We start from the raw sequence: 24,508 nt of genomic DNA, 5'->3' as shown, positions 1-24,508 counted from the left end.
ATAATGATGAAAACTCATCACCTCATTCGGGTAGTGGCCTCGCTGGTAATGTTGGCAACATCAGGCCTGGCTTATGCTGAAGAGTACAAAGCCAGCACGGACGAAAAAGCAATAAAAATGACGAACGTAGCCTCCCTGGAAGCGCGCGTTCAGGCCAGAATGGAGAAAGGGGCATTTGGTTATATTCGCGGTGGAGCCGAAGATGAGAATAACCTTCGCAGCAACACCGAAAGCTTTGACAAAAAATATATTATGCCGCGCGTATTACAGGGCATTGAGTTAAAAGAGATCGATTTATCAACGCAGCTACTGGGTATTCCGCTTAAAACGCCTATAATCCAGGCACCGATGGCGGCGCAGGGCCTGGCCCACGCCTCCGGAGAGTTGGCGACGGCGAAAGGCATGGCGCAGGTCGGTTCGATTTTCTCGTTGAGCACTTATGGCAACAAGACCATCGAAGAGGTGGCTAACGTTTCCGGGAAAAATCCGTTCTTCTTCCAGCTTTATATGAGTAAGAATAATCAATTTAACGAATTTATTCTTGCACAAGCGGTAAAGCATGGCGCTAAAGCAATTATTCTGACCGTAGATTCGCCTGTCGGCGGTTATCGGGAAGAAGATATTAAAAATAACTTCCAGTTCCCGTTGGGCTTTGCAAACCTGGAAATGTTCGCCAGAAAAAATGACGATGGTTCAAAAACCGGAAAAGGGGCAGGGATAAGTGAAATTTACGCGCAGGCTAAACAAGCCTTTACGCCGGAGGATATTGCCTATGTACATCGTATTTCCGGTCTGCCGGTTATCGTAAAAGGCATTCAGTCGCCGGAGGATGCTGAAATTGCTATCCAGGCTGGGGCCGCAGGAATATGGGTTTCTAATCATGGTGGCCGTCAATTAGACAGCGGGCCGTCCTCATTCGATATGCTTCCTGCGATTGCAAAAGTCGTCAACAAGCGAGTGCCTGTTATTTTTGACAGTGGAGTACGCCGTGGCTCGCACGTATTCAAAGCGTTAGCCAGCGGGGCGGATATTGTGGCGGTTGGCCGGCCTGTATTATACGGTCTTAATCTTGGCGGCGCTCAGGGTGTGGCATCAGTGATTGAACAGCTAAACAAAGAGCTGACAATTAACATGATGTTGGGTGGCGCCAGGAATATTGAACAAGTGAAAACGACACGCTTGTTAACTGAAAAAGAGCTGCCCCAGTAATATAAAGGTCGGGTACTATCCCCGACCTTTTCCTGTATGATTTCCCTCAACAACGCTTTCGGTAGAAAATGACGCGCTCTGTTTCCTCAAATCCTAACGCCTGATGAACTTTCTGGGAAATTGTATTTTCCGGCGAGGTATCGGAGGCCATTTCCCGACACCCTTTATTCGTTCCCCATCGTTGCACCGCTGCAATCAATTGTTTCGCTACGCCGCGTTGACGGAATGAGGGGAGAACAAAAATACCTTCAAGGAAAACCACGGGCGAACTGTCACAGCCATTGACATAATCGTGGCGGATTGAGGCATCCGCAAAGCCAATCGCCACCCCGTCTGCCATCGCAATAAATGATGCCAGATGATCGGCTTGCAGAATTTCTTCGCCGTCCGCCAGATGGGCGTCATCCGGGTGACCAGGCCAGAGCTGTTTTCGCAATCCGCGCCAGTGCTCCAGATGGGTTTTGTTCATTTGCCTGATGTCCATTAACGCGCTCCTGATGAGGGGTCTGACATGATGAGACGGCATCCTGCTTGCTGATAACGTCGGGCGATAGCAGACGGGAGCGCACTGTCGCTAAGAATGGTAGTAATACAGGACAGCGTCGCCACCGCATGGGGTTCTACAGTATCAAACTTTGAGTGATCGGCCATCAATATGACCTCGCGTGAGCGCTGAATAATGCGCGTTTTAACGCCCACTTCAAACATGGTAGCGTTGGTGATGCCCGTTTCAATCGACAGCGCATCGCAGGAGATAAAGGCGCGTTCAACGGCAAAGGCGTTAATCATCTCCAGCGCCAGGCTCTCGCCCACCGAAAAGTAGCCGGGGCGGATCAGTCCGCCGATAATGTAGCTCTCTACGTGTGGGAAGCCACCCAGTTCATTAGCGATTTTGATGTCATTGCAAATGACTTTTACTTTGGCGTCGACCAGACATTTTGCCAGTTCCAGACAGGTGGAGCCGGAGTCGAGAAAAAAGCAGTCTCCATCCTTGATGAACGTGCGGGCGAGGGCGGCGATTTCGCGTTTCGCCTCGCTTTGTAACGTTCGCTTAACGTCGAAAACATATTCTTTATCTTCCGTACTGTCGTCGAAGTCAATACAACCATGGCCGCGAACCATACCGGGATAACGGCTGGCAATATAGTGAAAATCCCGGCGCACGGTTGCCTCTGCATAGCCAAAAAGCTCAATAGCTTGCTGTGTTGAGAGGTGCCTGTGTTGCCAAAGGTAATGCAACATCTGTTTGATACGGTCGGGGCGCTGTTGGCTCATCAGCATATGACTCCTTTATAGCGCGGTGAATTGTGACAACGTCACATTATAGTTCGCCGTCGTGAACAACGCCCGGCCAATCACCAGATGCTGTGCGCCTGCGGCTGCAAGCAGCCGTGCGGCGCGAAGTGTAATACCGCCGTCCGCCCAGCATTCCGCAGCAGGGAAATGCTCTCTGCTCTGGTTAACTTTTTCACACATCGCGGCGATAAATTGCTGCCCGCGCCCGTCGGGTTCGCTGGTCATGATCATCAGCGCATCCAGTTGCAATGCCAGATAACGATAAGGCAATAGCGGCGTTGCCGGGTTAAGCGCCAGTCCTGCTTTCGCCCCGATAGCGCGAATATCCGCCAGAATCTCCGGGGGGTTTTGCACGCTTTCGGCATGAATGAAGATCCAGCCGGGGCGGATAGCTGCAAGCCAGGGTAACCAGCGTTGCGGCGATGAGACCATCAGGTGAAATGAGAGCGGATGGCGAGTGTATTGTGCGACTGCCTGAATGGTTTTCATACCGAAGGTAATATTGTTGATGAAACTGGTATCTTCGATATCCAGATGCAGCGAGCCGAGGGGCGCATCGTGTAAAGCGGTCAACGCCTCGGCATAGCGCAGCGGATCGGCGGAGGCCAGTGAAGGGTGCAGGATCATCGAAACCTCCATCAGCGCAATGCGGTTAATTGCGCGAAAAGCGCGGCATCATTTGGCGCATCTTGCAGCATCGCGACGCTTTCTGGCGAGTCGAGCCACTGGCTGATGCGTTGAATGGTGCGAATATGTGCTTCGGCATCCGTGGCGCTGGCGCAAAGCAACAGCCAGATGGGATCGCAATCCGCATTGCCGAAAGCGACCGGCGTTGATAACGTAGTGACGCTGATTTGATTATGGTTGGCGCCTTGCTCCGGTCTGGCATGGGGCAGCGCAATCCCCGGCGCGATAAGATAATATGGCCCCCATTTAAGGGTGTTCTCAATAATACCGTCCAGGTAGCAGGGGGCCGCCGCGCCGAAGGTAATCAGCGGACGGACGGCGATATCTAGCGCGTGTCGCCAGTCGCTGGCATGGCGTTGCGCCTGAACCCACTTAACATCATTAATCATCGATCGTTGACTCCTTGCCGGTTCGGGTTACTCTGAAACCGATCCCCGGCGTGTCTTTTGGCGAAGGCGACGGAGATCGGCAGAAGAGTTATCGCTCTCTGCAGGGGATAAGCGTTTTGCTTATCCCCATTTTATTGTCGGATATGGCGTACTTTCTCCATAAACTTCGCCACGCGCGCCTGGTCGACAAAGTTGGCGAAGACGCCGTCTTTTTTAAACGTGGTTGCCGTTACGCATCCGTCGGCAATGCAGAGCTGCTCCTCGACGTTTTCCAGACACACCCCGGTATTCGCCAGCACGACCGTGTCGGGGACGGTCTCTTTTACTCGCTTCAGTATGGCGCTATCCGTGCGAGCGCCCGCCGTCAGCCCCGAGACGCACAGGGCATCGGGGTTATTGTTAAATACGGTCGATTTCGCAATTGAACAGACATCGCGGTTTCCCAGATACACCGCCGCTTCCGGAACGATGTTAAAGGGGTCAGTTTGGATATCGAAAATTATTGTACGTTAAGGCTAAAAATTAATCTCAAAACCCTCGATTAAATATTGGAACTCCAGACGTTATCTCCTCCCCCCTTAGATATGATGTGTTCCCACCCCAGCGGAAACAGATAAGAAGTCAATACCAGTCTCTGGTGTTCAATCTTGCATCTGACCTCCGAGTTAGCGCACCAACCTTAAGGTAATAGTGAGATTTATCACATATGTTTTTGGTTATGTGTTGTTTGACTTAATATCAGAGTAGAGGGATACTTGTTTTCTACAAAGGAGAGGGAAATGTTGCAACTAACACCACTTCAGTTATTTAAAAACCTGTCCGATGAAACCCGTTTGGGTATCGTGTTGCTGCTCAGGGAGATGGGAGAGTTGTGCGTGTGTGATCTTTGCATGACACTGGATCAATCGCAGCCCAAAATCTCCCGTCATCTTGCAATGCTGCGGGAAAGTGGAATTCTTCTCGATCGTAAACAAGGAAAATGGGTTCACTACCGCTTATCACCACATATTCCTTCATGGGCTGCTCAGATTATTGAGCAGGCCTGGTTAAGCCAACAGGACGACGTTCAGGCCATCGCCCGCAAGCTGGCTTCAGTTAACTGCTCCGGTAGCAGTAAGGCTGTCTGCATCTAAAAAATTTGCCTTAACATATATGCTTTATCAAATATGAGGTATTGAAATGAAAACGTTAACGGTATTTGACCCGGCGATGTGCTGCAGCACCGGCGTCTGCGGTACAGATGTTGATCAGGCTCTGGTCGATTTTTCTGCGGATGTGCAATGGCTCAAACAACGTGGTGTACAAATTGAGCGTTTCAATCTCGCACAACAGCCGATGAGCTTTGTACAGAACGAGAAGGTCAAAGCGTTTATTGAGGCTTCCGGGGCAGAAGGTTTGCCATTGTTGTTACTGGATGGCGAAACAGTGATGGCCGGGCGTTACCCGAAACGCGCTGAGCTGGCTCGCTGGTTTAGCATTCCACTGGAGAAAGTGGGATTAGCGCCAACAAGCTGCTGTGGTGGTAATACTTCTTGTTGTTAAGTATGTCAGGAGGACATATGAAATTCTTACAGAATATCCCCCCTTATCTGTTTTTTACTGGTAAAGGAGGCGTTGGTAAAACCTCTATTTCCTGCGCCACGGCGATCCGTCTGGCAGAACAGGGGAAACGGGTACTGCTGGTCAGTACCGATCCGGCCTCAAACGTAGGCCAGGTGTTTAGCCAGACGATTGGCAATACCATTCAGCCAATAGCCTCTGTTCCTGGATTGTCGGCTCTTGAGATTGATCCTCAGGCCGCTGCACAACAGTACCGGGCCAGAATCGTTGACCCTATTAAAGGCGTCCTGCCTGATGACGTTGTTTCCAGCATCAACGAACAACTGTCAGGTGCATGCACAACAGAGATTGCGGCTTTTGATGAATTTACCGGATTACTGACAGATGCCTCTCTGCTGACGCGGTTTGACCATATCATTTTTGATACCGCGCCGACGGGTCACACCATTCGCCTTCTTCAGTTGCCGGGCGCCTGGAGTAGCTTTATTGACAGCAATCCCGAGGGCGCGTCCTGTCTCGGCCCAATGGCGGGGCTGGAAAAGCAGCGTGAACAGTATGCCCATGCCGTTGAAGCGTTGTCTGATCCAAAGCGTACCCGACTGGTATTAGTTGCTCGTCTGCAAAAATCCACGTTGCAGGAAGTCGCCCGGACTCATCTGGAACTTGCCGCAATCGGCCTTAAAAATCAGTGCCTGGTTATTAATGGCGTTCTGCCTAAAACTGAAGCGGCAAACGATACACTGGCTGCTGCAATATGGGACCGTGAACAGGAGGCGCTGGCCAATCTTCCCTCTGAACTTTCCGGTCTGCCCACTGACACGTTATTCCTCCAGCCGGTCAATATGGTCGGCGTGTCTGCACTCAGCGGGCTTCTCTCTACTCAGCCTGTAGCTGCGTCATCACCTGAAGAATACGTTCAACAGCGCCCTGACATTCCGTCACTTTCTGCGTTGGTCGATGATATTGCCCGTAATGAGCATGGCCTGATCATGCTGATGGGTAAAGGTGGCGTGGGGAAAACCACGATGGCTGCAGCCATTGCCGTCAGGCTGGCCGAAATGGGATTTGATGTCCATCTGACAACATCTGACCCTGCGGCGCATCTCAGCACAACCCTGAACGGTAGCCTTAACAACCTGCAGGTCAGCAGGATCGATCCTCAAGAGGAAACGGAACGCTATCGTCAGCATGTTCTTGAAACAAAGGGAAAAGAACTGGACGAAGCGGGGAAACTCCTGCTGGAAGAAGACTTACGCTCACCCTGCACCGAGGAAATTGCCGTTTTCCAGGCCTTTTCACGGGTGATTCGTGAAGCGGGTAAGCGCTTCGTGGTGATGGATACGGCACCGACCGGGCACACTCTATTGCTGCTGGATGCTACAGGCGCGTATCACCGCGAGATTGCGAAGAAAATGGGCGATAAGGGGGATTTCACCACACCGATGATGCAACTTCAGGACCCGGAGCGAACCAAAGTGTTACTGGTGACGCTGCCGGAAACCACGCCCGTGCTTGAGGCGGCAAATTTACAGGCCGATCTTGAGCGTGCAGGCATTCACCCTTGGGGCTGGATTATCAATAACAGCCTTTCCATCGCGGATACCCGTTCGCCGCTGCTTCGTCTGCGAGCACAACAAGAACGTCCGCAGATCGAGAGCGTTAAACTCCGGCACGCCAGCCGTGTCGCACTTGTTCCTGTACTGGCGTCAGAGCCGACCGGCATCGACAAACTCAAACAACTCGCTGGTTAATTTATTGTCATCACGCAGGGCAGCATTGCTGCCCTGTCAGGAGGTTTTATGTTACTGGCAGGAGCCATTTTTATCCTGACCATCGTGTTGGTTATCTGGCAGCCGAAAGGATTAGGGATTGGCTGGAGCGCAACGCTGGGTGCCGTACTGGCTCTGGCGTCGGGTGTGATACACATTGCTGATATTCCGGTGGTGTGGAATATCGTCTGGAACGCGACGGCAACGTTTATCGCCGTCATTATCATCAGTCTGTTGCTGGATGAGTCCGGCTTTTTCGAATGGGCGGCACTGCACGTTTCCCGCTGGGGGAATGGTCGTGGTCGCCTGCTGTTTACGTATATCGTATTGCTTGGGGCGGCGGTGGCGGCGTTGTTCGCCAACGATGGCGCGGCGCTTATTCTGACACCTATCGTTATCGCCATGCTGCTGGCGCTGGGTTTCAGTAAAAGCACCACACTGGCGTTCGTGATGGCGGCTGGCTTCATTGCTGATACCGCCAGTTTGCCGCTTATCGTCTCGAACCTGGTCAACATCGTTTCGGCGGATTTCTTCCATCTGGGATTCACTGAATATGCCTCGGTAATGGTGCCAGTAGATATTGCTGCGATTATTGCCACACTGGTGATGCTGCATCTGTTTTTCCGCAAGGATATCCCGCCTACTTATGATCTGGCGCGACTGAAAGAACCGGCAAAAGCCATTAAAGACCCGGCGACGTTCAGAACCGGCTGGATAGTCTTAATCCTTCTGTTAGTCGGTTTTTTTGTCCTCGAGCCACTCGGTATTCCTGTGAGCGCGATTGCAGCAGTGGGTGCAGTCATTTTGTTTGCGGTAGCTAAAAAAGGTCATGCGATTAATACCGGTAAAGTGCTGCACGGCGCGCCCTGGCAGATTGTGATCTTCTCGCTGGGGATGTATCTGGTGGTCTATGGGTTGCGCAACGCCGGTCTGACGGATTATCTCTCCGACGTGCTGAACGTACTGGCAGATAAGGGACTGTGGGCTGCGACATTTGGCACCGGATTCCTGACCGCATTCCTGTCTTCCATTATGAACAATATGCCTACCGTACTGGTTGGCGCATTGTCGATTGATGGCAGCGCCGCGACCGGTGTTATCAAAGAGGCGATGATTTATGCCAACGTCATTGGCTGCGATCTGGGACCGAAAATTACCCCTATTGGTAGCCTGGCAACGCTGCTCTGGCTGCACGTACTTTCACAGAAGAATATGACAATCACGTGGGGATATTACTTCCGCACCGGGATTATCATGACCCTGCCTGTGCTGTTTGTAACGCTGGCTGCGCTGGCGCTACGTCTCTCTGTCACTTTGTAATGAGAAACTGATATGAGCAACATCACCATTTATCACAACCCGGCCTGCGGCACCTCGCGTAACACGCTGGAGATGATCCGTAACAGCGGTACTGAACCGACCGTGATTCTCTACCTTGAGACCCCACCTTCACGCGATGAACTGGTCAAACTCATCGCTGATATGGGGATCACGGTACGATCATTGCTGCGCAAAAACGTTGAACCTTATGAAGAACTGGGGCTCTCGGAAGATAAATTTACTGACGATCAGCTCATCGACTTTATGCTGCAACATCCCATTCTGATTAACCGCCCGATTGTGGTGACGCCGCTGGGTACCCGCCTGTGCCGCCCGTCTGAAGTGGTGCTGGATATCCTGACAGATGCGCAAAAAGGGGCATTCGCCAAGGAAGATGGTGAAAAAGTTGTTGATGAAACAGGTAAACGACTGAAATAAACATTAAGGGGGCATTTGCCCCCTTAATCATTAAGTTGCCATTTCTTCCTGCAGATGGACCCGCTCGCCATCAGGAATGTTGAGAATGATCTGGCTGATGCTAATGCTGTCATTGTTCGCCATACCAACTTCAAATCTTGCTCTGATTTACTCGCCTGGAAAGTGCTTCTGCTGATTCTTTTCGTTCACTATAACGATCAACAAGATAGGCTGCATTTCCCCGGGTCAGCAAGGTAAACTTCATCAGCTCTTCCATCACATCCACGATGCGGTCGTAATATGATGATGGTTTCATTCGTCCACCTTCATCAAATTCCTGCCAGGCTTTTGCCACCGAGGATTGGTTCGGAATAGTGATCATTCTCATCCAGCGACCAAGAACACGCATCTGATTGACGGTGTTGAATGACTGGGAACCTCCACATACCTGTATGACAGCCACCGTTTTCCCCTGAGATGGTCGAACCGCACCTTCCGATAACGGTATCCAGTCAATTTGTGCCTTCATAATACCGGTCATCGCTCCGTGCCGTTCCGGAGAGCACCACACCATCCCTTCAGACCAGCGAACCAGTTCACGTAACTCCATGACTTTTGGATGTGACTCCGGAGCATCATCAGGAAGGGGAAGGCCTGATGGATTGAAGATGCGAACTTCTGCACCCATAGCAGTTAACAAACGAGCTGCTTCCTCGGTGGCCAGGCGACTGTAGGAACGCTCACGAACAGAGCCATACAGCATGAGTATACGAGGGGGGTGAGATACTGCCGGTACCCCCAGTTTTTCCTCTATGACCGCAGCATCGAATAAATCTGGAACTATATTATTTAATGTATTCATTTTTTAATTTTCCATATAGATTCATGAAATTAGCATGATTAGATTCATGCGAGCCGATGCAGCACGCGTCAATCATGACGGTATGAGCGCTTAACTACTTAGCTATTTACTCCAGCGGAGTCTTGTTTCATCAGTTTTTGCTGTTTACGCAACACTCTTCACGCAAGAATTCAATGATCGCTTCCAGAATTTCGTATTGAGAGACGCACATAAGCGTGCGACTTTCCCGATTCTGTTTGACGAGTCCTACCGATACCAGTGCTGAGATATGGTGGCTTAACGTTGATGCAGGAATGCCAAGCTGTTTTTGTAAATCACCCACGGGCAGACCTTGTTCTCCGGCTTTGACAAGATGCTTAAATATGAACAAACGGGTCGGATGACCTAACTCTTTCAATGCCTTGGCGACTTCTTCCAGTTGCATGTTACATCCCTCTGACGAATTGATATTTCGATATTACCAGAAATATCTTGACCAGAAACACAATTCGATTATTCTGGAAATATAGATTTTATCAAGGAGGTTTATCATGAATAGTTGGTTGTCTATGCTGCAAGATGCCGCAGGGATGTTTCTGTTCCTGGCCGTCGAGCTATCAGTGCTGTTTATTGTCATCAGTGCCGGTGTGAGTCTGATTCGACAAAAGATCCCGGACCATAAAATCCAGCAGATGATGGGGGCGCGAAAAGGTAAAGGTTACCTGCTGGCCTCACTGCTGGGCGCAGTTACCCCTTTCTGTAGTTGCTCAACCATCCCGATGTTACGCGGGTTGTTGTCGGCAAAAGCAGGGTTCGGCCCGACACTCACTTTTTTGTTTGTCTCACCGCTACTTAATCCCATTATCGTGGGTTTGATGTGGGTGACCTTCGGCTGGAAGGTGACATTGCTGTACGCCTTCATCGCTGCCGCAGTCTCAGTCCTTGCCAGTATCGTATTGGATTCTTTGGGATTTGAACGCCATATTGTTGATCATAAAAACTCAACATCAAGTAGTTGTGCCACTAAATGCGATGATTCCGAAGTTTCGGCAAAAACTTCGGCGAGTTCCAGTTGTTGCAGCACTAATTCGACACAATCGCCTGCAAAAACGAGCTGCTGTACTTCATCAGCAAAACCCATAATTAATTTAAAGACGGTAAAGAACGCGCAAAGCGTAGCAGCGTGTTGCACATCAATATCATCTGAACAACCGGTTGTTAGCTGTTGCAGTGGCGAGACTGTGGGGAGTGTAAATTTCACAAAGAATACTTCCTCCGCACCAATAAAGTTAGCAATGAAAGATGCCATACAGCAGTTTAAGGATGTTCTGCCATATCTTTTACTGGGTGTTTTCATTGGTTCATTTATTTATGGCTTTATCCCCTCAGAGTGGATTGCCGCTCATGCGGGTACGGATAATCCGTTAGCCATTCCTCTCAGCGCTGTTGTGGGTATTCCTCTGTATATTCGGGCAGAAGCAGTGATACCGCTTGCATCGGTACTGATGGCAAAAGGAATGGGACTCGGGGCGTTAATGGCACTGATCATCGGTAGTGCAGGAGCCAGTTTAACAGAGGTGATCCTGCTTAAATCCATGTTCAGAATGCCCATGATAGTGGCGTTTCTGACGGTTATCCTGGGTATGGCCATACTTATGGGTTATCTGACTCAATTGCTTTTTTAATAAATATAATAAGGGTCTTCTGCTTTCATGTTGAAAAAAGGAGACCTTTTAGCTTCTGTAATCCATTTAATCACTCTGAATGAAATAGATTATAAATTCTGCTCTGCATACCTGCGTAACCAAAATCTCACGATTCTGACTGTCGGTGCAGTGCCTGAATGCGGCATATCTGGGAGGGGCTGTACCCTGTTGCATCTGCCGTTTCACGGATACTCAGTTTCTTGACCTGCCGGTAGTACAGGACTTTTTGATGCCGTTCCTGATCGGCCTGTTTTCCCCGGTATTTACCCAGCGTATGTGCGCGTTCAATTCCTTGTTTTTGCCGCTGGCGGCGGCTCAGCCAGTCTTTATGCGACATCGCGGCCATCAGATCGATAAGCATGTTATTAATGGCAGTTATCACGGCGCGGGTGATTGGGTCTGCCTGTGAAGGGTCTTTATCTGACAGCGCCTGCCATGAGGTGGGGACATCCAGGCTGACAATCCGCAGTTCGTGTTGTTCTATCTGCTTTTTCAACGTTATCCAGTCGCTGTTACTCAGTCGGGTCAGGCGGTCTATCTGCTCGACCAGCAAAATATCATTACGGTGACTGTCCATCAGTAAGCGTTTCAGTTCCGGGCGGTCAAGTTTTGTACCGCTGATATTTTCCCGGTAGTAGCTGGCAATTTTATGCCCCCGTTCCTGAACGAACTGCTCCAGCATCTCTTTTGCCCGATCGGCGAACTGATCTTCCGTCGATGCCCTCAAATAAGCTCTGATGAACATTTTTCCACCGCATTATCGCATTTAGATTATTGCATTTACTCTATCGCATATAGGTTATGTCATTCATTGTGTGCCGTCACGTTTTGGTTGTAGCGTCAGGGTGTACCCTTATGCGATAACCATTTTTGTTAAAAATACCGCATCAAATAATTTACGAGGGAAACTATATGGCAAGGAGGCAGATTCTTTCTCTGTCGGAAAGAGAATCATTACTGGCATTACCGGATGATGAGTTAACGCTGACCCGAATGGCGTATTTCAGTGAACATGATTTGGCACTTATCAGTGCCCACCGTAAACCTGCCAGCCGTTTTGGTTTTGCCGTCCTTCTTTGCTATCTGAAAAATGTCGGCTTTGCCCCGGATAAAAAAATCCCACCCTCTGATGCGCTGCTGAAGCATATCGCCAGCAGGCTAAAGCTTACCGGGGATCTCTGGCCTGCTTACCTTTCCGGCAGGGATACGACACGGCGTGAGCATTTAACCGAACTGTACCGCTATCTTGGCGTAAAGGCGTTCACCGGTAAAATACAGCAGGACTGTATTACACACCTGTTGCCGATGGCGACGCGCACCGATAAAGGTATTCTCCTGGCCGAAGAGTTACTGGTCTGGCTCCGGCAGAACAACGTGATAATCCCCGCGATTGATGTCGTGGAACGTACCTGTGCGGAGGCCATGGCTGGCGGCGATAAAATCGTATTTCAGACCCTGAATGCCCCGTTAACTCCGGCTCACAGGGATGCCCTGGATCGTTTACTTGAGTCATCAGATAATCAGCCTTCCTGGCTGACATGGCTTCTGCAACCGCCGGGTAAAATCAATGGTAAGAACGTGCTGCAACACCTCGATCGGCTCAGCAGCATTGAATCGCTGGCACTACCTGAAGGTATAGATCGTACCATTCACCAGAACCGGTTGCTGAAACTGGCGCGGGAAGGCCGAAAGATGAGTAGCCGGGATTTGACCCGATTTTCAGCAGCCCGCCGTCATGCGATCCTGGTGTGCGTGCTGGAAGAAGCCAGAGCCACACTGACAGACGAAGTGATTGAGCTGCATGAGCGAATGCTGAACAGCCTTTTCAGCAAAGCCAAAAGAACACAGGCTGAGCGCCTTCAGCAGACCGGAAAGCTGATCCAGTCCAAACTGAGGCAGTACATCGATGTCGGTCAGGCACTGTCTGATGCCCGCGATTCCGGTGGCGATCCATGGCTCGCAATAGAAAACATACTCCCGTGGCCTGAATTTGTCGCCAGTCTGGAGGAAACACGCCATCTCGCCAGAAAAAATAATTTTGACCCGCTGCATATTATTACTGAGAAATACAGCACATTACGGAAATATGCCCCGCGCATGTTGTCCGCTTTACAGTTAGTCGCCACCCCGGCAGCGCAACCTCTGGCTGATGCGCTGGTTGTGATCAAGGATATGTACCGGAAGCAGTCACGTAAAGTTCCGGCGACAGCGCCGCTTGAGTTTGTCCCTGAAAGCTGGCGCAAGGTGGTTATTACACCTGCGGGTATTGACCGGCAGTACTATGAATTTTGTGCGCTCAGCGAGCTTAAGGGGGCGTTGCGCTCCGGGGATATCTGGGTTAAAGGCTCGCGCCGCTACAAAGATTTTGATGATTACCTCATACCCGAAAAGGACTTTGACAAACTCACTCCGGCGCTGCCGCTGCCCGTATCTGCTGATTATCATGAGTACATTACCAGCCGTATGACCCTGCTTCAGTCCAGACTTGAAGAGGTCAATGCCATGGCTGCCCTTGGTGAACTGCCCGATGTGGAAATATCCGACAAAGGCGTAAAAATCTCTCCGCTGGATAACTGTGTTCCGGTGCAGGTTTCACCGCTGGCAGAACTGGTTTACAGCATGCTACCGCGTCCTAAAATCACGGAAATCCTCGATGAGGTAAACAGCTGGACAACGTTTACCCGACATTTTTCGCATATAAAAAATGATATTACCCGTCCCGATACCCGCCTGCTCCTCACCACCATTCTTGCGGATGGCATCAATCTTGGCCTGACCAAAATGGCAGAAGCCTGCCCCGGGAGCACCAAATCATCACTCGAAGATATTCAGGCATGGTACATCCGCGATGAAACCTATTCAGCCGCTCTTGCAGAGCTGGTAAATGCGCAGGGGAAAAGACCACTGGCGGCATTCTGGGGAGACGGGACAACGTCATCATCAGATGGACAGAATTTCAGAACAGGCAGCTCAGGCCGCTACGCAGGGCAGGTTAACCCGAAATATGGGCAGGAGCCTGGACGTCAGTTTTATACCCATATTTCGGATCAATACAGCCCGTTTTACACCTGCATAATCAGTCGGGTCAGGGATTCAACCCATGTTCTCGATGGTTTGCTGTACCACGAAAGCGACCTGGAAATCAGGGAGCATTACACCGATACCGCGGGTTTCACAGATCATGTCTTTGCCCTGATGCATCTGCTGGGCTTTGCGTTCTGTCCGCGAATCAGGGATCTCCACGACAAGAAACTGTTTATCAAAGGGAAAGCAGACCAGTACCCGGCACTTCAGTCACTGATATCAACGACCAGCCTGAATTTGAAAGAGATCGAAATTCACTGGCGTGAAGTGTTGCGGTTGGCAACCTCGATAAAGCAGGGAACCGTGACAGCATCCCTGATGCTGAAAAAGCTAGCCAGCTACCCCAAGCAAAACGGACTTGCCAAAGCACTGAGAGAAATCGGCCGTATTGAACGAACGCTGTTTATGCTCGACTGGTTCCGCGATCCGGCACTTCGTCGGCGGGTACAGGCGGGACTGAATAAAGGAGAAGCCCGTAACGCGCTGGCGCGTGCGGTATTCCTGCATCGGCTGGGTGAAATCAGGGACCGAAAACCGGAAAATCAGAGTTACCGCGCCAGTGGACTGACGCTGCTGACGGCAGCTATCTCGCTGTGGAATACCGTCTATATGGAAAGAGCGGTCGATGCCCTGAAGCGTAAAGGGGTGAAGATCAACGAGCAACTGCTGTCGCATTTGTCCCCGCTAGGCTGGGAACACATCAATCTGACAGGCGATTATATCTGGAAGAGTAACCGGATACCGGCTTCCGGCAAGTTTCGTCGGCTGAGGCCAGCTAAAGTAGGAAGGTCAAAAAATAACCTTAACGTACAATAATTTTCGATATCCAAACTGACCCCTTAAACAACGTTTTCACGTGGCCTGCGCCGATGCGATGCTGATGGCGAATGGTTTCGCCGACATTCGTATCCCAGACGCCAAAATCGCTGGCGTAAGCGCCGGTGAAAATTTCGCGAATAAATTTTGCGTCGGTCGCCATTGCCAAATCAAACGAGGCCACAGGGTCCCACAACACGTTTACCCCAAACGGTACGCGAATTTCACTCATTAACTGACCGATGATTCTTGCCATCGCGGTGGTCGTTTCCGGTCTGACTTTCGTTAAATAAGGCAGACTAAATTCGTTGGAGAACATCACCGCATCCACGCCGCCATTTTGTAGCGCCATTAAATCGTCATGGGCGCGGTCAATTACCCAGTTCATGCCTTTCCTGGTATCGAACCCGGGATCGCCCGGCAACGCCCGTAAATGGCACATGGCGATAACGGCTTTTTCCGTTCCTATTACCTCTTTTAGCCAACTCATTCTGGGTTGCTCCTTATTCCGGTAGTTCACGTTTACGTAAGACAAGTATGATGCTGGCGACAATGCCGACCACAATAACCACGCCAATCATGCCCAGCGACATCAATTCAGATATTGACCAGCCAAACATATTTCCCACCGACAGCGCGGTAATTTGCGCGTTTTCAGCGGCGAAGCTAAAGCCGCCTTTGAGCGCCATATCGGTAAAGTACGGTGCGAACTGGGTGGCGATCAGCAGAACGGTAATCATGACAATGATGCCGCTGAGCAGAGTACGAATCAGATCGCCGCGATGAATAACCGTGGCCATGCAGATAAAAAACGGCGCAACCGGTAAATCAGCCAGCGGCAGGACTTTATTGCCCGGCAGTATGCTCGCCAGAATTAACATGATGGGAATTAACAGCAGTCCAACCGCGATGGTGGTCGGGTGGCCTAACGTCACTGCGGTATCCAGACCGATAAAGACTTCGCGCCCTTTAAAGTGTTTCTGGAAGAACTTACGTGCGCCGTCGGAAATGGGCATTAATCCCTCAACGATAAGGCGAATCATGCGCGGAAACAGCACCATAATCGCCGCCACGGTAATCATTAAGGTTGCGCACCCTTTAAAGCCTTCGCCTGCGGCAAGTCCGAAGATCAGCCCGAGAACAACGCCAATGATCACCGGGTCGCCAACCATCCCATACCGTTTTTGGATCTCCTGAGCATCAATATTGCGTCCTTTCATAAACGGTATTTTTTCGTATATCGCATCCAGCAATACGAACAACGGCACGGAGCTGGAGCCATACCCTTGCGGAATAGAAATCCCTTCCAGACCCACAATGTTCTGTACCCGTTTCGCCGTCCAGTCGGCCATTTTCAACGACAAGGCGGCGTGGCAAATCGCGCCCAGTACGCCATAAATCAGACTGCCGGTCATCAACTGGACGACCGTTCCGGTAATGGCGTAGTGCCAGTAGTTATAAATATCAACGTTCATGGTTTTGGTCAGACGAGTCACCAGCATACCGACGTTGAGCAGAAAGATAACGGGAATGATCATCGCGCCGATGGCCGTCGCATAGCCGACGCCGGATGCGGGCCCGGCGCCGACGTCAAACACATGCAGCGTCAGGCCAAAACGCTCAATCATCACTTTAATCGGCGGACTGAGACTGTCGATCGCCATGACGATCACCAACCCCATGCCGACAAAACCGATGCCGACCGTCACCCCGGCTTTCACCGCCTGCAGCCAGGGAATACGAAAGATTAAGCCGATGATAATCATAATGATGGGCACAAAAACGGTGCCGCCGAGAGACAGGATGTAATCAAACATAATGCCCCCTTTATTGTGTTAACAGCGCCTTGATTTCTTGTTTTAATGCGTCGTCGTTGATGCCTGTCAGCAGGGCGGCGCCGTTGAGCGTCGGGATGCCATAGTCACTGTGCGTACGCATGGACGTTACGATGAGATCCATACCGTTACAGTTCAACGGGATCTCATTCAGACAACATTGCGCCGTGGTTGCCGCAATGCCTTGCTCCGCGAGAAAGTCCTGCAGTTTTTGTGCAATCATGGTTGATGTCGACATGCCGGTACCACATGCCACAAGGATCTTTTTCATCATGGTCGTGCCTCTTGTGTAGCGCCTGTTTCAGGCTCAATGGGAAACTGTTCTGGCGACATGTTGGCCAGCGCAGTCAGTAAACGGATACAATCAGCCAGGTCGCGCAGGCTGGCGACTTCGGCTGGCGAGTGGGTATAGCGGCAGGGAATAGAAAGACTGGCGCAGGGAATACCGTCCAGTTCAACCTGAATGTAGCCGGTTTCGGTGATGACGCCTGGCGCGACTTCTCGCTGTACGGGAATATTATTTTCGTGCGCGGTGGTCTCCAGCATCCGCAGCAAACGCGGCGGCGTAATCAGTCCCGCCAACGTACCGCGTCCGTGATAGTTCAGACAGGTGATGCCGACGCCGTGGTTGACCCGCACATCCGAGTAATCCTGCAGGTCAGGCGTGTCGCAGGATGGGGTGATATCAATACCAATCGCCAGGTCGGGGCGCACGCGTCGTAAAACGGGAACAATCCCGCGAATATTGAACTCTTCCTGTACCGACGCGACCAGGAACACCGCGATATCGAGCGGTGTGGAGGCGAGAGCCTCGGCGACGCCCAGTAGCGCCGTACACCCCAGTCTGTCATCCAGCGCCTTACTGCATACCAGGTCGTTGCCCAGACAGTGCGGCGGGTTGTAAAGGGTTACTGGCGTCCCCACCTGAATACCCATTCGTTCGGCATCCGCTTTATCTTTTGCGCCGATATCAATCCAGAGTTTATCGAGCGCGGGAGGCTGGGTGCGCTCGTCACCCTTCGCGAAGTGATATGCTTTAATACCGATACAGCCCATGATATCGCCTGAACGTCCGGCAAGCGTCACGACCGAACCGGGCATAGTAATTTGCGCCGGGCCGCCCACGCGTTCAAAACGTAAAAAGCCGGAGGGTTCGATCTTGCGTACCATAAAACCGACTTCATCCATATGCGCAAAAATCATCAGGCGAAGCGCGTCGGATTTGTCGCTGCCATAACGGGCGACGACATTGCCTAAGCGATCCCGCCAGACGTCTTTGGCCTGCTGTTCAAACGCGTGCTGCATAACGTTTGCAATACTGCTTTCATGTCCTGAAATCCCGTTTAGCCGCAGTAAAGAAAAAAGCGTTTCCTGCACAGAAAAGGTCATTGGCGTCTCCGTGGTGATAAAACAATCAGTCGTTGAGCGTTTTATAGGCGGAGAATGGTTGGATAAGTGTGAAATGTGTCACGCGGAAATACGCTAAATATGGCCAATAAAAAATAATGTGATGGCGATACAATAAAAACGCTCATATCACCTGCGGGTTATCGGTAAACCAGGCTATTTATGTGATTACGACCAACAACGAAGAAGGGCAACGCGATGGTGGAAATTATTCCTGTTAGCACGACGCTGGAACTACAAGCGGCAGATGAAAGTCATGTTCCGGCGCTGCACCAACTGGTACTCAAAAACAAAGCGTGGCTACAACAGTCGCTCGACTGGCCGCAATATGTCACGTCGCAGGAGGAAACGCGTAAGCATGTGCAAGGTAATATGCTGTTGCACCAGCGTGGTTACGCCAAAATGTACCTGATTTTCTGCCAGAATGAGATGGCGGGCGTACTCTCATTTAATGTCATTGAACCGGTAAACAAAGCCGCCTATATCGGTTACTGGCTGGATGAGTCCCTCCAGGGACAAGGGATAATGTCGCAATCATTACAGGCGCTGATGACACATTATGCCCGGCGCGGCGATATTCGGCGCTTCGTCATTAAATGCCGCGTTGATAATCAGGCCAGTAACGCAGTCGCACGGCGCAACCATTTTACGCTGGAAGGCTGTATGAAGCAGGCGGAGTATCTTAACGGCGACTATCACGACGTTAATATGTATGCCCGCATTATTGATGCGGATTAAAGGGAACCGACTAAGGGGGTACGCGTAATACGATCCTCGCCATTGATCACTTTTGGGCCGCGCAGATGAATAGTATTGCCGTCAAAGGCTATCACCGCCGCCCGTCCGCTAATCTCGACCTGGTGCTCAATCAGAATTTCGCCCTGTATACAGGCCTGGCCTTCAATCAGCACGCGGTCGTCCAGTAAAATCGGGCCTCCGCGTACCTCAGCATGTCCGCCTACCAGCACATGATGTTTTAACACACAGTTGCCTTCGATTAACGCATGTTCCGCTACCTGCGAGCTGTAGCGAAGGGTAGGGATAGCATCTTCCTCTGTGCCGGCGATAACCCGCGCATGGTCATAGACTTTGGCGCAGTCACAGATCCAGACATTATTGTCTTTGTTGCCTTCGATGAGCGCGAAATCAAAGACCTCCGCCCGGTGCTCAATAAAAGCGTGTGTGATAGTGGCGTCGCCATAAAGCTGTACCTGATGGACAATCCGCGAATGGTTCACGGTGGCGCGATCGTAAATTTGTAAAATCTGCGCATGTTCATGCGTTAGTCCCTGAACGGCGAGAATTTCTGACTGGTTTAACACGCGGGCATCGCCATAAATCGCACACTCTCCGCGCACGGAAGAGGACTGAATGGTGACGTTGTCACTTATCCGCGCGCCATCGCTGATATCAGCGCGATCAATCCAGACGTTATCGCCTATTCGCACGTTATTGTAGAGCGTGCACGGCTGCGTGATACGCGCGTTACCCGTAATTTCCGTGCCCGCAAAGGCCATCGCGTTTTCATCATAAATCCAGCAATCCCCCTGTTGTGACAGCACATTATCGGCATCAACCCAGCCGCCGGAGGTTCCGGCTTTAACATCGTTAAAATCCGTTACGGCAATAACTTGTCGTAATAAGACGCTTTTCTTCTCACCGTCTACCTGATAAGTAAAAGCACGAGGTTCTTCACTCAGTCGATATTTGGTCATAGGGAAATTCCGTGTGAACGATTAAGATAACCGTAGCAAAGGTACTGGCGAAACAACCAGAAATTCCATAAAATGCATTTCAAATATACTTTATAAATTAAACAAAATGCGTAATCACAAGCAGAGCGATCGCGTGCTCAATCTGCCTGCGGGCTATTTTGGCATCGTCCTTGGCACTATCGGTATGGGATTCGCCTGGCGTTATGCCAGCCAGATATGGGCAATAAGCCACTGGCCCGGCGACATCATGGTGATCCTGGCGATGATTATTTGGGCACTCTTGACCCTGGCGTTCCTTAGCCGTCTGGTGCGCTTTCCCCATAGCGTGATGGCTGAGGTGCGACATCCGGTAATGAGCAGTTTTGTCAGCCTGTTTCCCGCCACCACGATGCTGGTCGCGATCGGTTTCGTTCCCTGGTATCGCCCGTTGGCCGTTGCGCTATTCAGCGTGGGGGTCGTCATACAACTGGCGTATGCCGCCTGGCAGACGGCGGGACTTTGGCGCGGAGCGCATCCGGAAGAAGCGACAACCCCAGGACTTTATCTGCCCACGGTAGCGAATAATTTTATCAGCGCTATGGCCTGTGGAGCGCTCGGTTACAATGATGCAGGACTGGTGTTTTTAGGCGCAGGCGTCTTTTCGTGGTTAAGTCTGGAGCCGGTTATTTTGCAGCGACTGCGTAGCTGCGGCGAATTACCGGCGGTGCTGCGTACGTCGCTGGGTATCCAACTGGCGCCCGCGCTGGTCGCCTGTAGCGCCTGGCTGAGCGTCAATGGCGGGGAGGGCGACACGCTGGCGAAAATGTTATTCGGCTACGGTCTGTTACAGCTTTTATTTATGCTGCGATTAATGCCCTGGTATTTATCACAACCGTTTAATGCTTCCTTCTGGAGTTTTTCGTTCGGCGTTTCCGCGCTGGCGACCACGGGGTTACATCTTGGTCACGGTAGTGAATCAGGGCTTTTCCATATTCTGGCCGTCCCGCTGTTTATTTTCACTAACGCTATTATCGCCTTATTGCTGGTTCGTACATTTCTATTGCTGGTGCAGGGGACGTTGCTTATTCGCACTGAGCGCGCTGCACTGTTGAAAACGGAGGAAAAAAATGACCGTTCGTGACGAAAATTATTTTACTGAGAAATACGGATTAACCCGCACGCATTCGGATGTGCTGGCGGCGGCAAAGGTTGTCGCGCCAGGCCGAACGCTGGATTTGGGATGTGGCAATGGCCGTAATAGTCTGTATCTGGCCGCGAACGGTTATGACGTTACCGCGTGGGATAAAAATCCGGCCAGTATGGCTAACCTTGAGCGTATTAAAGCGGCAGAGGGGCTGGATAATCTGCAAACCGACATTGTCGATCTGAATACACTGACCTTTGACGGCGAGTACGATTTTATTCTCTCGACAGTGGTTATGATGTTTCTTGAGGCGCAAACCATTCCCGGTTTAATTGCCAATATGCAACGCTGCACAAAAACCGGCGGGTATAATTTGATTGTTGCGGCAATGGATACGCCGGACTTTCCCTGTACGGTGGGATTCCCGTTCGCTTTTAAAGAAGGCGAATTACGCCGCTATTACGAAGGATGGGACATGCTGAAATACAACGAAGATGTCGGCGAGCTTCACCGCACGGACGAAAACGGCAACCGTATCAAACTGCGCTTTGCTACGATGCTGGCGAGAAAAACGGCCTGAGCGATGCAAGTTCTGTAAGTCTCGCAGCGTTCGGCATTTTTTTGTCGGGCGCCGCGTTCAAATTGTGCTGTCGTTACCATTTTTAGTGCATCCAGAATGATTTCGTTTTGCTATTATTTCCTTTGCATCATTGCGAAGACTAAAGGGATCGTTTCATGCGTACTCATACTTTATTTAAAGTTGCAGTGCTTACTGGCTTGCTGGCGTTATCCGGCTGTGCGTCTAAAGTCACACAGCCGGATAAGTATTCTGGATTCTTAAAAAATTATTCGGACCTGCAGGAAACTACCTCCGCCACGGGGAAACCGGTGTTGCGCTGGGTAGATCCACATTTCAATGACTCTAACTATGATAGTATTGTTTACAATCCGATAACATACTATCCCGTCCCCAAACCAACGACCCAGGTCGGGCAGCAAGTTCTTGATAAACTGCTGGCTTATACGAACACTAAAGTAAAATCAGCAATTGAACAGCGCAAACCGCTGGTCACGACGCCAGGGCCGCGCAGTTTGATTTTCCGCGGGGCGATTACGGGCGTGGATACCAGCAAAGAAGGGCTGCAATTCTATGAGGTGATCCCTGTAGCGCTGATTGTGGCGGGCACGCAAATGGCGACGGGCCACCGGACCATGGATACCCACCTCTATTTTGAAGGTGAGCTGATAGATGCCGCGACCAACAAGCCGGTCGTCAAGGTAGTACGCCAGGGTGAAGGTAAAGACCTGAGTAACTCCAGTACGCCAATGGCGTTTGAGACGTTGAAACAGGTCGTGGATGATATGGCGACGGATACCTCTATGTTTGACGTTAACAAAAAATAATTCTGCGGCGCCATCGCAAGATGGCGCAAACCCCGGCAGATTAGCGGTCACCATCAGCTAGACAACGATGGGCGGCGCGTTCTCGTTAATACTGCGTAGCCTATCCCGCCAGCGATCAACCCCCAGAATGCCGATCCGATGCCCATCAGCGTTAGCCCGCTGGCGGTGACGAGAAATGCGATAACTGCCGCGTCACGCTCACTTTCGTGGGTAAGCGCCTGATACAGGCTACCGCTAATCGTACTTAACAGTGCCAGACCAGCCAGCATTTGCACCCAGCTAACCGGCAGGGCGACCATCAGCGCGGTTATCGAACCGCCAAACCACCCGGCAAGTAAATAAAAAACGCCTGCGGCGGCGGCCGCTAACCAGCGACGCGTTGGATCGGGGTGTGCGTCCGGGCTTTGACAAATGGCGGCTGTAATGGCGGCAATGCAGATAGAATAAACGCCAAATGGCGAAAGCAGCAGCGCCAGCAATCCGGTAAAAATCATTAACGGAGAGACAGGAAGCTGATAGCCAGACGCCTTTATTGTGGCGACGCCGGGGGCGTTTTGCGATGCCATCGTCACCAGGAAGAGCGGTACCGCGACGCTCAGGCTTTGAGCGAATGAAAAGTGGGGGGGAACGAAGGTGGGCCACACCGGCGCGAAATGAATACCGCTCATCGCCACCTTACCCTGGATGAGCGCCACCGTTATTCCCATCACCATGGCAGCAATAACGGCATAGCGGGGCGCGAATACTTTAAAGAGTAGCCACGCCAATAGCATACCGCCGCACATGACAAACTCTCCGTTGAGCGTCCCGAACGCCTGCAGGCCGAAGCGTAGCAGTATTCCCGCCAGCATTGCGGCGGCAAGAGAATGGGGGATTATCCGCATCAAACGCGCAAACAATCCCGTGACGCCGCACAGCACAATCAGGGCATTGGCGACAATGAATATGCCCACGGCGTCTGGCAACGATAATCCCTGAAGCCCTGTCACCAACAGAGCGGCGCCAGGCGTTGACCAGGCGGTTAAAACCGGCGCACGATACCACAAGGTTAACGTTAGTGTGCTTATGCCCATGGCTATACCGAGGGCGGTCATCCAGCCGGCGATCTCTGCGGGTGTTGCGCCAGCGGCAAGCGCCGCCTGCCAGATAATGGCGGCGGAACTTGCATAGCCGACCAGAACGGCGACCAGACCAGATAATACAGTAGGTAACGGCAGTGATAACAGACGCATGATCGCCTCTTGTGCGTTATAACGGTCAGTCAATGTAGCATTGTGCGTTATAGCGTACAAGTGATACGCTATGGCCTTACAGGGGGGGAAAATGGATAACCTGACACACTATCTGGCGACCACGTTAAGAACGTTACGCCATCAGCGAGGCTGGAGTTTATCGCGTCTGGCGGAGATCTCCGGCGTCTCAAAAGCCATGTTGGGGCAGATAGAGCGTAATGAATCCAGTCCGACAGTCGCAACGCTGTGGAAAATTGCGACGGGCCTGAACGTTCCATTCTCAATGTTTATTTCGCCGCCGCAGGCCGAATTTCCGCCAACCTTCGATCCCCAGCAGCAAGCGATGGTAATCACACCGCTGTTTCCGTGGGACCCTGAACTCTGTTTTGACTATTTTTCTCTATTGCTGGCGCCTGGCACGGTCAGCGAATCAACGCCGCATAAAGCCGGCGTTATCGAACATGTGGTGGTGATTCAGGGTCGGCTGGACATGTGTACTGGTGGGGTATGGCAAACCATAGACGCCGGTAAAGGTTTGCGTTTTGCCGGCGATACGGCGCATACCTATCGCAACAGCAGTGACCAGACGGTTCATTTTCACTCGCTGATCCATTACCCACGTGATTAAGCGGGAAAACTATTTCGTTAGTTTGCGCTTCTGACTACAATAGCCGCCATTTCGCTTCTATTGGATAAGA

25 protein-coding genes and 2 pseudogenes are annotated in these 24,508 nt (G+C 51.3%); 13 read left to right on the top strand and 14 right to left on the bottom strand.

Annotation, left to right across the window (positions count from 1 at the left end; genetic code table 11):
- Window positions 1-6 precede the first annotated feature (6 nt).
- Window positions 7-1,209, top strand: a complete 1,203-nt coding sequence (locus J4613_RS02885) for a lactate oxidase (protein WP_000848090.1) — start codon at window positions 7-9, stop codon at window positions 1,207-1,209.
- A gap of 46 nt (window positions 1,210-1,255) precedes the next feature.
- On the opposite strand, the gene aac(6') is transcribed toward J4613_RS02885, so the two are convergent.
- From aac(6') to sgcQ (J4613_RS02860), 5 genes and pseudogenes are all read right to left on the bottom strand, one after another.
- Window positions 1,256-1,693 carry a cryptic aminoglycoside N-acetyltransferase AAC(6')-Iy/Iaa gene (gene aac(6'), locus J4613_RS02880; RefSeq protein WP_000354853.1) on the bottom strand — a complete coding sequence of 146 codons (438 nt, stop codon included), beginning with the start codon at window positions 1,691-1,693 and terminating at the stop codon, window positions 1,256-1,258.
- Window positions 1,693-2,484, bottom strand: a complete 792-nt coding sequence (locus J4613_RS02875; protein ID WP_001670738.1) for a DeoR/GlpR family DNA-binding transcription regulator — start codon at window positions 2,482-2,484, stop codon at window positions 1,693-1,695. Before J4613_RS02875 ends, aac(6') begins: the two co-directional genes overlap by 1 nt.
- Before the next feature lie 15 nt (window positions 2,485-2,499).
- Window positions 2,500-3,132, bottom strand: a complete 633-nt coding sequence (locus J4613_RS02870) for a ribulose-phosphate 3 epimerase family protein (RefSeq protein WP_111742344.1) — start codon at window positions 3,130-3,132, stop codon at window positions 2,500-2,502.
- An 11-nt stretch (window positions 3,133-3,143) separates the two neighbouring features.
- Window positions 3,144-3,581: an SgcA family PTS sugar transporter subunit IIA gene (gene sgcA, locus J4613_RS02865; RefSeq protein ID WP_000606458.1), complete on the bottom strand. Its 438-nt coding sequence runs from the start codon at window positions 3,579-3,581 to the stop codon at window positions 3,144-3,146.
- Between the two features lie 131 nt (window positions 3,582-3,712).
- Window positions 3,713-4,057: pseudogene (gene sgcQ / locus J4613_RS02860) on the bottom strand (BtpA family protein SgcQ); the annotation flags it as partial.
- A 303-nt stretch (window positions 4,058-4,360) separates the two neighbouring features.
- Between sgcQ (J4613_RS02860) and J4613_RS02855 the strand changes: the two are divergent.
- From J4613_RS02855 to arsC, 5 genes are read left to right on the top strand one after another with little or no spacing between them, the layout of a single operon-like run.
- A complete protein-coding gene (locus tag J4613_RS02855; RefSeq protein WP_019213436.1) occupies window positions 4,361-4,714 on the top strand; it encodes a transcriptional regulator in 354 nt (117 codons plus the stop codon).
- Between the two features lie 46 nt (window positions 4,715-4,760).
- Entirely contained in the window at window positions 4,761-5,123 is a 363-nt protein-coding gene (gene arsD / locus J4613_RS02850; protein ID WP_011817072.1) for an arsenite efflux transporter metallochaperone ArsD, read from the top strand.
- Window positions 5,124-5,140: 17 nt separating this feature from the next.
- Window positions 5,141-6,892 carry an arsenite efflux transporter ATPase subunit ArsA gene (arsA, locus tag J4613_RS02845; protein WP_208293645.1) on the top strand — a complete coding sequence of 584 codons (1,752 nt, stop codon included), beginning with the start codon at window positions 5,141-5,143 and terminating at the stop codon, window positions 6,890-6,892.
- 48 nt (window positions 6,893-6,940) lie between these two features.
- Window positions 6,941-8,230: an arsenite efflux transporter membrane subunit ArsB gene (gene arsB / locus J4613_RS02840; protein ID WP_096200178.1), complete on the top strand. Its 1,290-nt coding sequence runs from the start codon at window positions 6,941-6,943 to the stop codon at window positions 8,228-8,230.
- A gap of 12 nt (window positions 8,231-8,242) precedes the next feature.
- Complete coding sequence (arsC, locus tag J4613_RS02835) at window positions 8,243-8,668, top strand: glutaredoxin-dependent arsenate reductase (protein WP_019213439.1); 426 nt, start codon at window positions 8,243-8,245, stop codon at window positions 8,666-8,668.
- A gap of 130 nt (window positions 8,669-8,798) precedes the next feature.
- Here the strand turns inward: arsC and arsH are convergent, their stop codons facing one another.
- Both arsH and J4613_RS02825 read right to left on the bottom strand, forming a co-directional pair.
- Window positions 8,799-9,509 (bottom strand): arsenical resistance protein ArsH, encoded by a 711-nt coding sequence (arsH, locus tag J4613_RS02830; RefSeq protein WP_208293644.1) that lies wholly within the window; start codon window positions 9,507-9,509, stop codon window positions 8,799-8,801.
- A gap of 130 nt (window positions 9,510-9,639) precedes the next feature.
- Window positions 9,640-9,933, bottom strand: a complete 294-nt coding sequence (locus J4613_RS02825) for a metalloregulator ArsR/SmtB family transcription factor (protein ID WP_080213601.1) — start codon at window positions 9,931-9,933, stop codon at window positions 9,640-9,642.
- A gap of 106 nt (window positions 9,934-10,039) precedes the next feature.
- On the opposite strand from J4613_RS02825, the gene J4613_RS02820 reads away from it, so the two are divergent.
- Window positions 10,040-11,173 carry a permease gene (locus J4613_RS02820; protein ID WP_130055037.1) on the top strand — a complete coding sequence of 378 codons (1,134 nt, stop codon included), beginning with the start codon at window positions 10,040-10,042 and terminating at the stop codon, window positions 11,171-11,173.
- 127 nt (window positions 11,174-11,300) lie between these two features.
- Here J4613_RS02820 and J4613_RS02815 read toward each other — a convergent pair whose 3' ends face one another.
- Entirely contained in the window at window positions 11,301-11,939 is a 639-nt protein-coding gene (locus J4613_RS02815; RefSeq protein ID WP_130954601.1) for a recombinase family protein, read from the bottom strand.
- A gap of 167 nt (window positions 11,940-12,106) precedes the next feature.
- On the opposite strand from J4613_RS02815, the gene J4613_RS02810 reads away from it, so the two are divergent.
- The gene (locus J4613_RS02810) at window positions 12,107-15,094 is read left to right on the top strand and encodes a Tn3 family transposase (RefSeq protein WP_208293643.1); all 2,988 of its coding nucleotides are present in this window, start codon (window positions 12,107-12,109) and stop codon (window positions 15,092-15,094) included.
- A gap of 25 nt (window positions 15,095-15,119) precedes the next feature.
- Here J4613_RS02810 and sgcQ (J4613_RS02805) read toward each other — a convergent pair.
- From sgcQ (J4613_RS02805) to J4613_RS02790, 4 genes and pseudogenes are all read right to left on the bottom strand, one after another.
- Window positions 15,120-15,584 (bottom strand): annotated as a pseudogene (sgcQ, locus tag J4613_RS02805) (BtpA family protein SgcQ); the annotation flags it as partial.
- 13 nt (window positions 15,585-15,597) lie between these two features.
- Window positions 15,598-16,911, bottom strand: coding sequence for a PTS sugar transporter subunit IIC SgcC (gene sgcC / locus J4613_RS02800; protein WP_000460835.1), 1,314 nt, complete (start codon window positions 16,909-16,911; stop codon window positions 15,598-15,600).
- Window positions 16,912-16,921: 10 nt separating this feature from the next.
- Entirely contained in the window at window positions 16,922-17,203 is a 282-nt protein-coding gene (gene sgcB, locus J4613_RS02795) for a PTS sugar transporter subunit IIB SgcB (protein ID WP_000976132.1), read from the bottom strand.
- Entirely contained in the window at window positions 17,200-18,318 is a 1,119-nt protein-coding gene (locus J4613_RS02790; protein WP_000144629.1) for a M42 family metallopeptidase, read from the bottom strand. The genes sgcB and J4613_RS02790 overlap by 4 nt, the downstream gene beginning before the upstream one ends.
- 216 nt (window positions 18,319-18,534) lie before the next feature.
- On the opposite strand from J4613_RS02790, the gene rimL reads away from it, so the two are divergent.
- Complete coding sequence (gene rimL / locus J4613_RS02785; RefSeq protein ID WP_000229298.1) at window positions 18,535-19,074, top strand: 50S ribosomal protein L7/L12-serine acetyltransferase; 540 nt, start codon at window positions 18,535-18,537, stop codon at window positions 19,072-19,074.
- Here the strand turns inward: rimL and ydcK are convergent.
- Window positions 19,071-20,051 carry a YdcK family protein gene (gene ydcK / locus J4613_RS02780; RefSeq protein ID WP_020438126.1) on the bottom strand — a complete coding sequence of 327 codons (981 nt, stop codon included), beginning with the start codon at window positions 20,049-20,051 and terminating at the stop codon, window positions 19,071-19,073. The genes rimL and ydcK overlap by 4 nt on opposite strands.
- A 106-nt stretch (window positions 20,052-20,157) precedes the next feature.
- On the opposite strand from ydcK, the gene tehA reads away from it, so the two are divergent.
- The 3 genes from tehA to J4613_RS02765 all read left to right on the top strand — a co-directional run bounded on the left by tehA (window position 20,158) and on the right by J4613_RS02765 (window position 22,578).
- Complete coding sequence (gene tehA / locus J4613_RS02775; RefSeq protein WP_001243996.1) at window positions 20,158-21,171, top strand: dicarboxylate transporter/tellurite-resistance protein TehA; 1,014 nt, start codon at window positions 20,158-20,160, stop codon at window positions 21,169-21,171.
- Window positions 21,158-21,754, top strand: coding sequence for a tellurite resistance methyltransferase TehB (gene tehB, locus J4613_RS02770; protein WP_000218277.1), 597 nt, complete (start codon window positions 21,158-21,160; stop codon window positions 21,752-21,754). Before tehA ends, tehB begins: the two co-directional genes overlap by 14 nt.
- 155 nt (window positions 21,755-21,909) lie before the next feature.
- Window positions 21,910-22,578, top strand: coding sequence for a DUF3313 domain-containing protein (locus J4613_RS02765; RefSeq protein ID WP_001259025.1), 669 nt, complete (start codon window positions 21,910-21,912; stop codon window positions 22,576-22,578).
- 53 nt (window positions 22,579-22,631) lie between these two features.
- Here J4613_RS02765 and J4613_RS02760 read toward each other — a convergent pair whose 3' ends face one another.
- On the bottom strand, window positions 22,632-23,810 hold the full coding sequence (locus tag J4613_RS02760) for a benzoate/H(+) symporter BenE family transporter (protein ID WP_111742345.1): 1,179 nt from the start codon (window positions 23,808-23,810) through the stop codon (window positions 22,632-22,634).
- 91 nt (window positions 23,811-23,901) lie between these two features.
- Between J4613_RS02760 and J4613_RS02755 the strand changes: the two genes are divergently transcribed.
- Window positions 23,902-24,438 (top strand): XRE family transcriptional regulator, encoded by a 537-nt coding sequence (locus tag J4613_RS02755; protein ID WP_000369552.1) that lies wholly within the window; start codon window positions 23,902-23,904, stop codon window positions 24,436-24,438.
- Window positions 24,439-24,508: the final 70 nt, after the last annotated feature.

The organism is Salmonella sp. 32020114201800008SM, from assembly GCF_017572025.1.
GTDB classification, from domain to species: Bacteria; Pseudomonadota; Gammaproteobacteria; order Enterobacterales; family Enterobacteriaceae; genus Salmonella; species Salmonella enterica.
The sequence above is the reverse complement of the archived record's forward strand: the minus strand, read 5'-3'. Positions and strand labels throughout refer to the sequence as shown.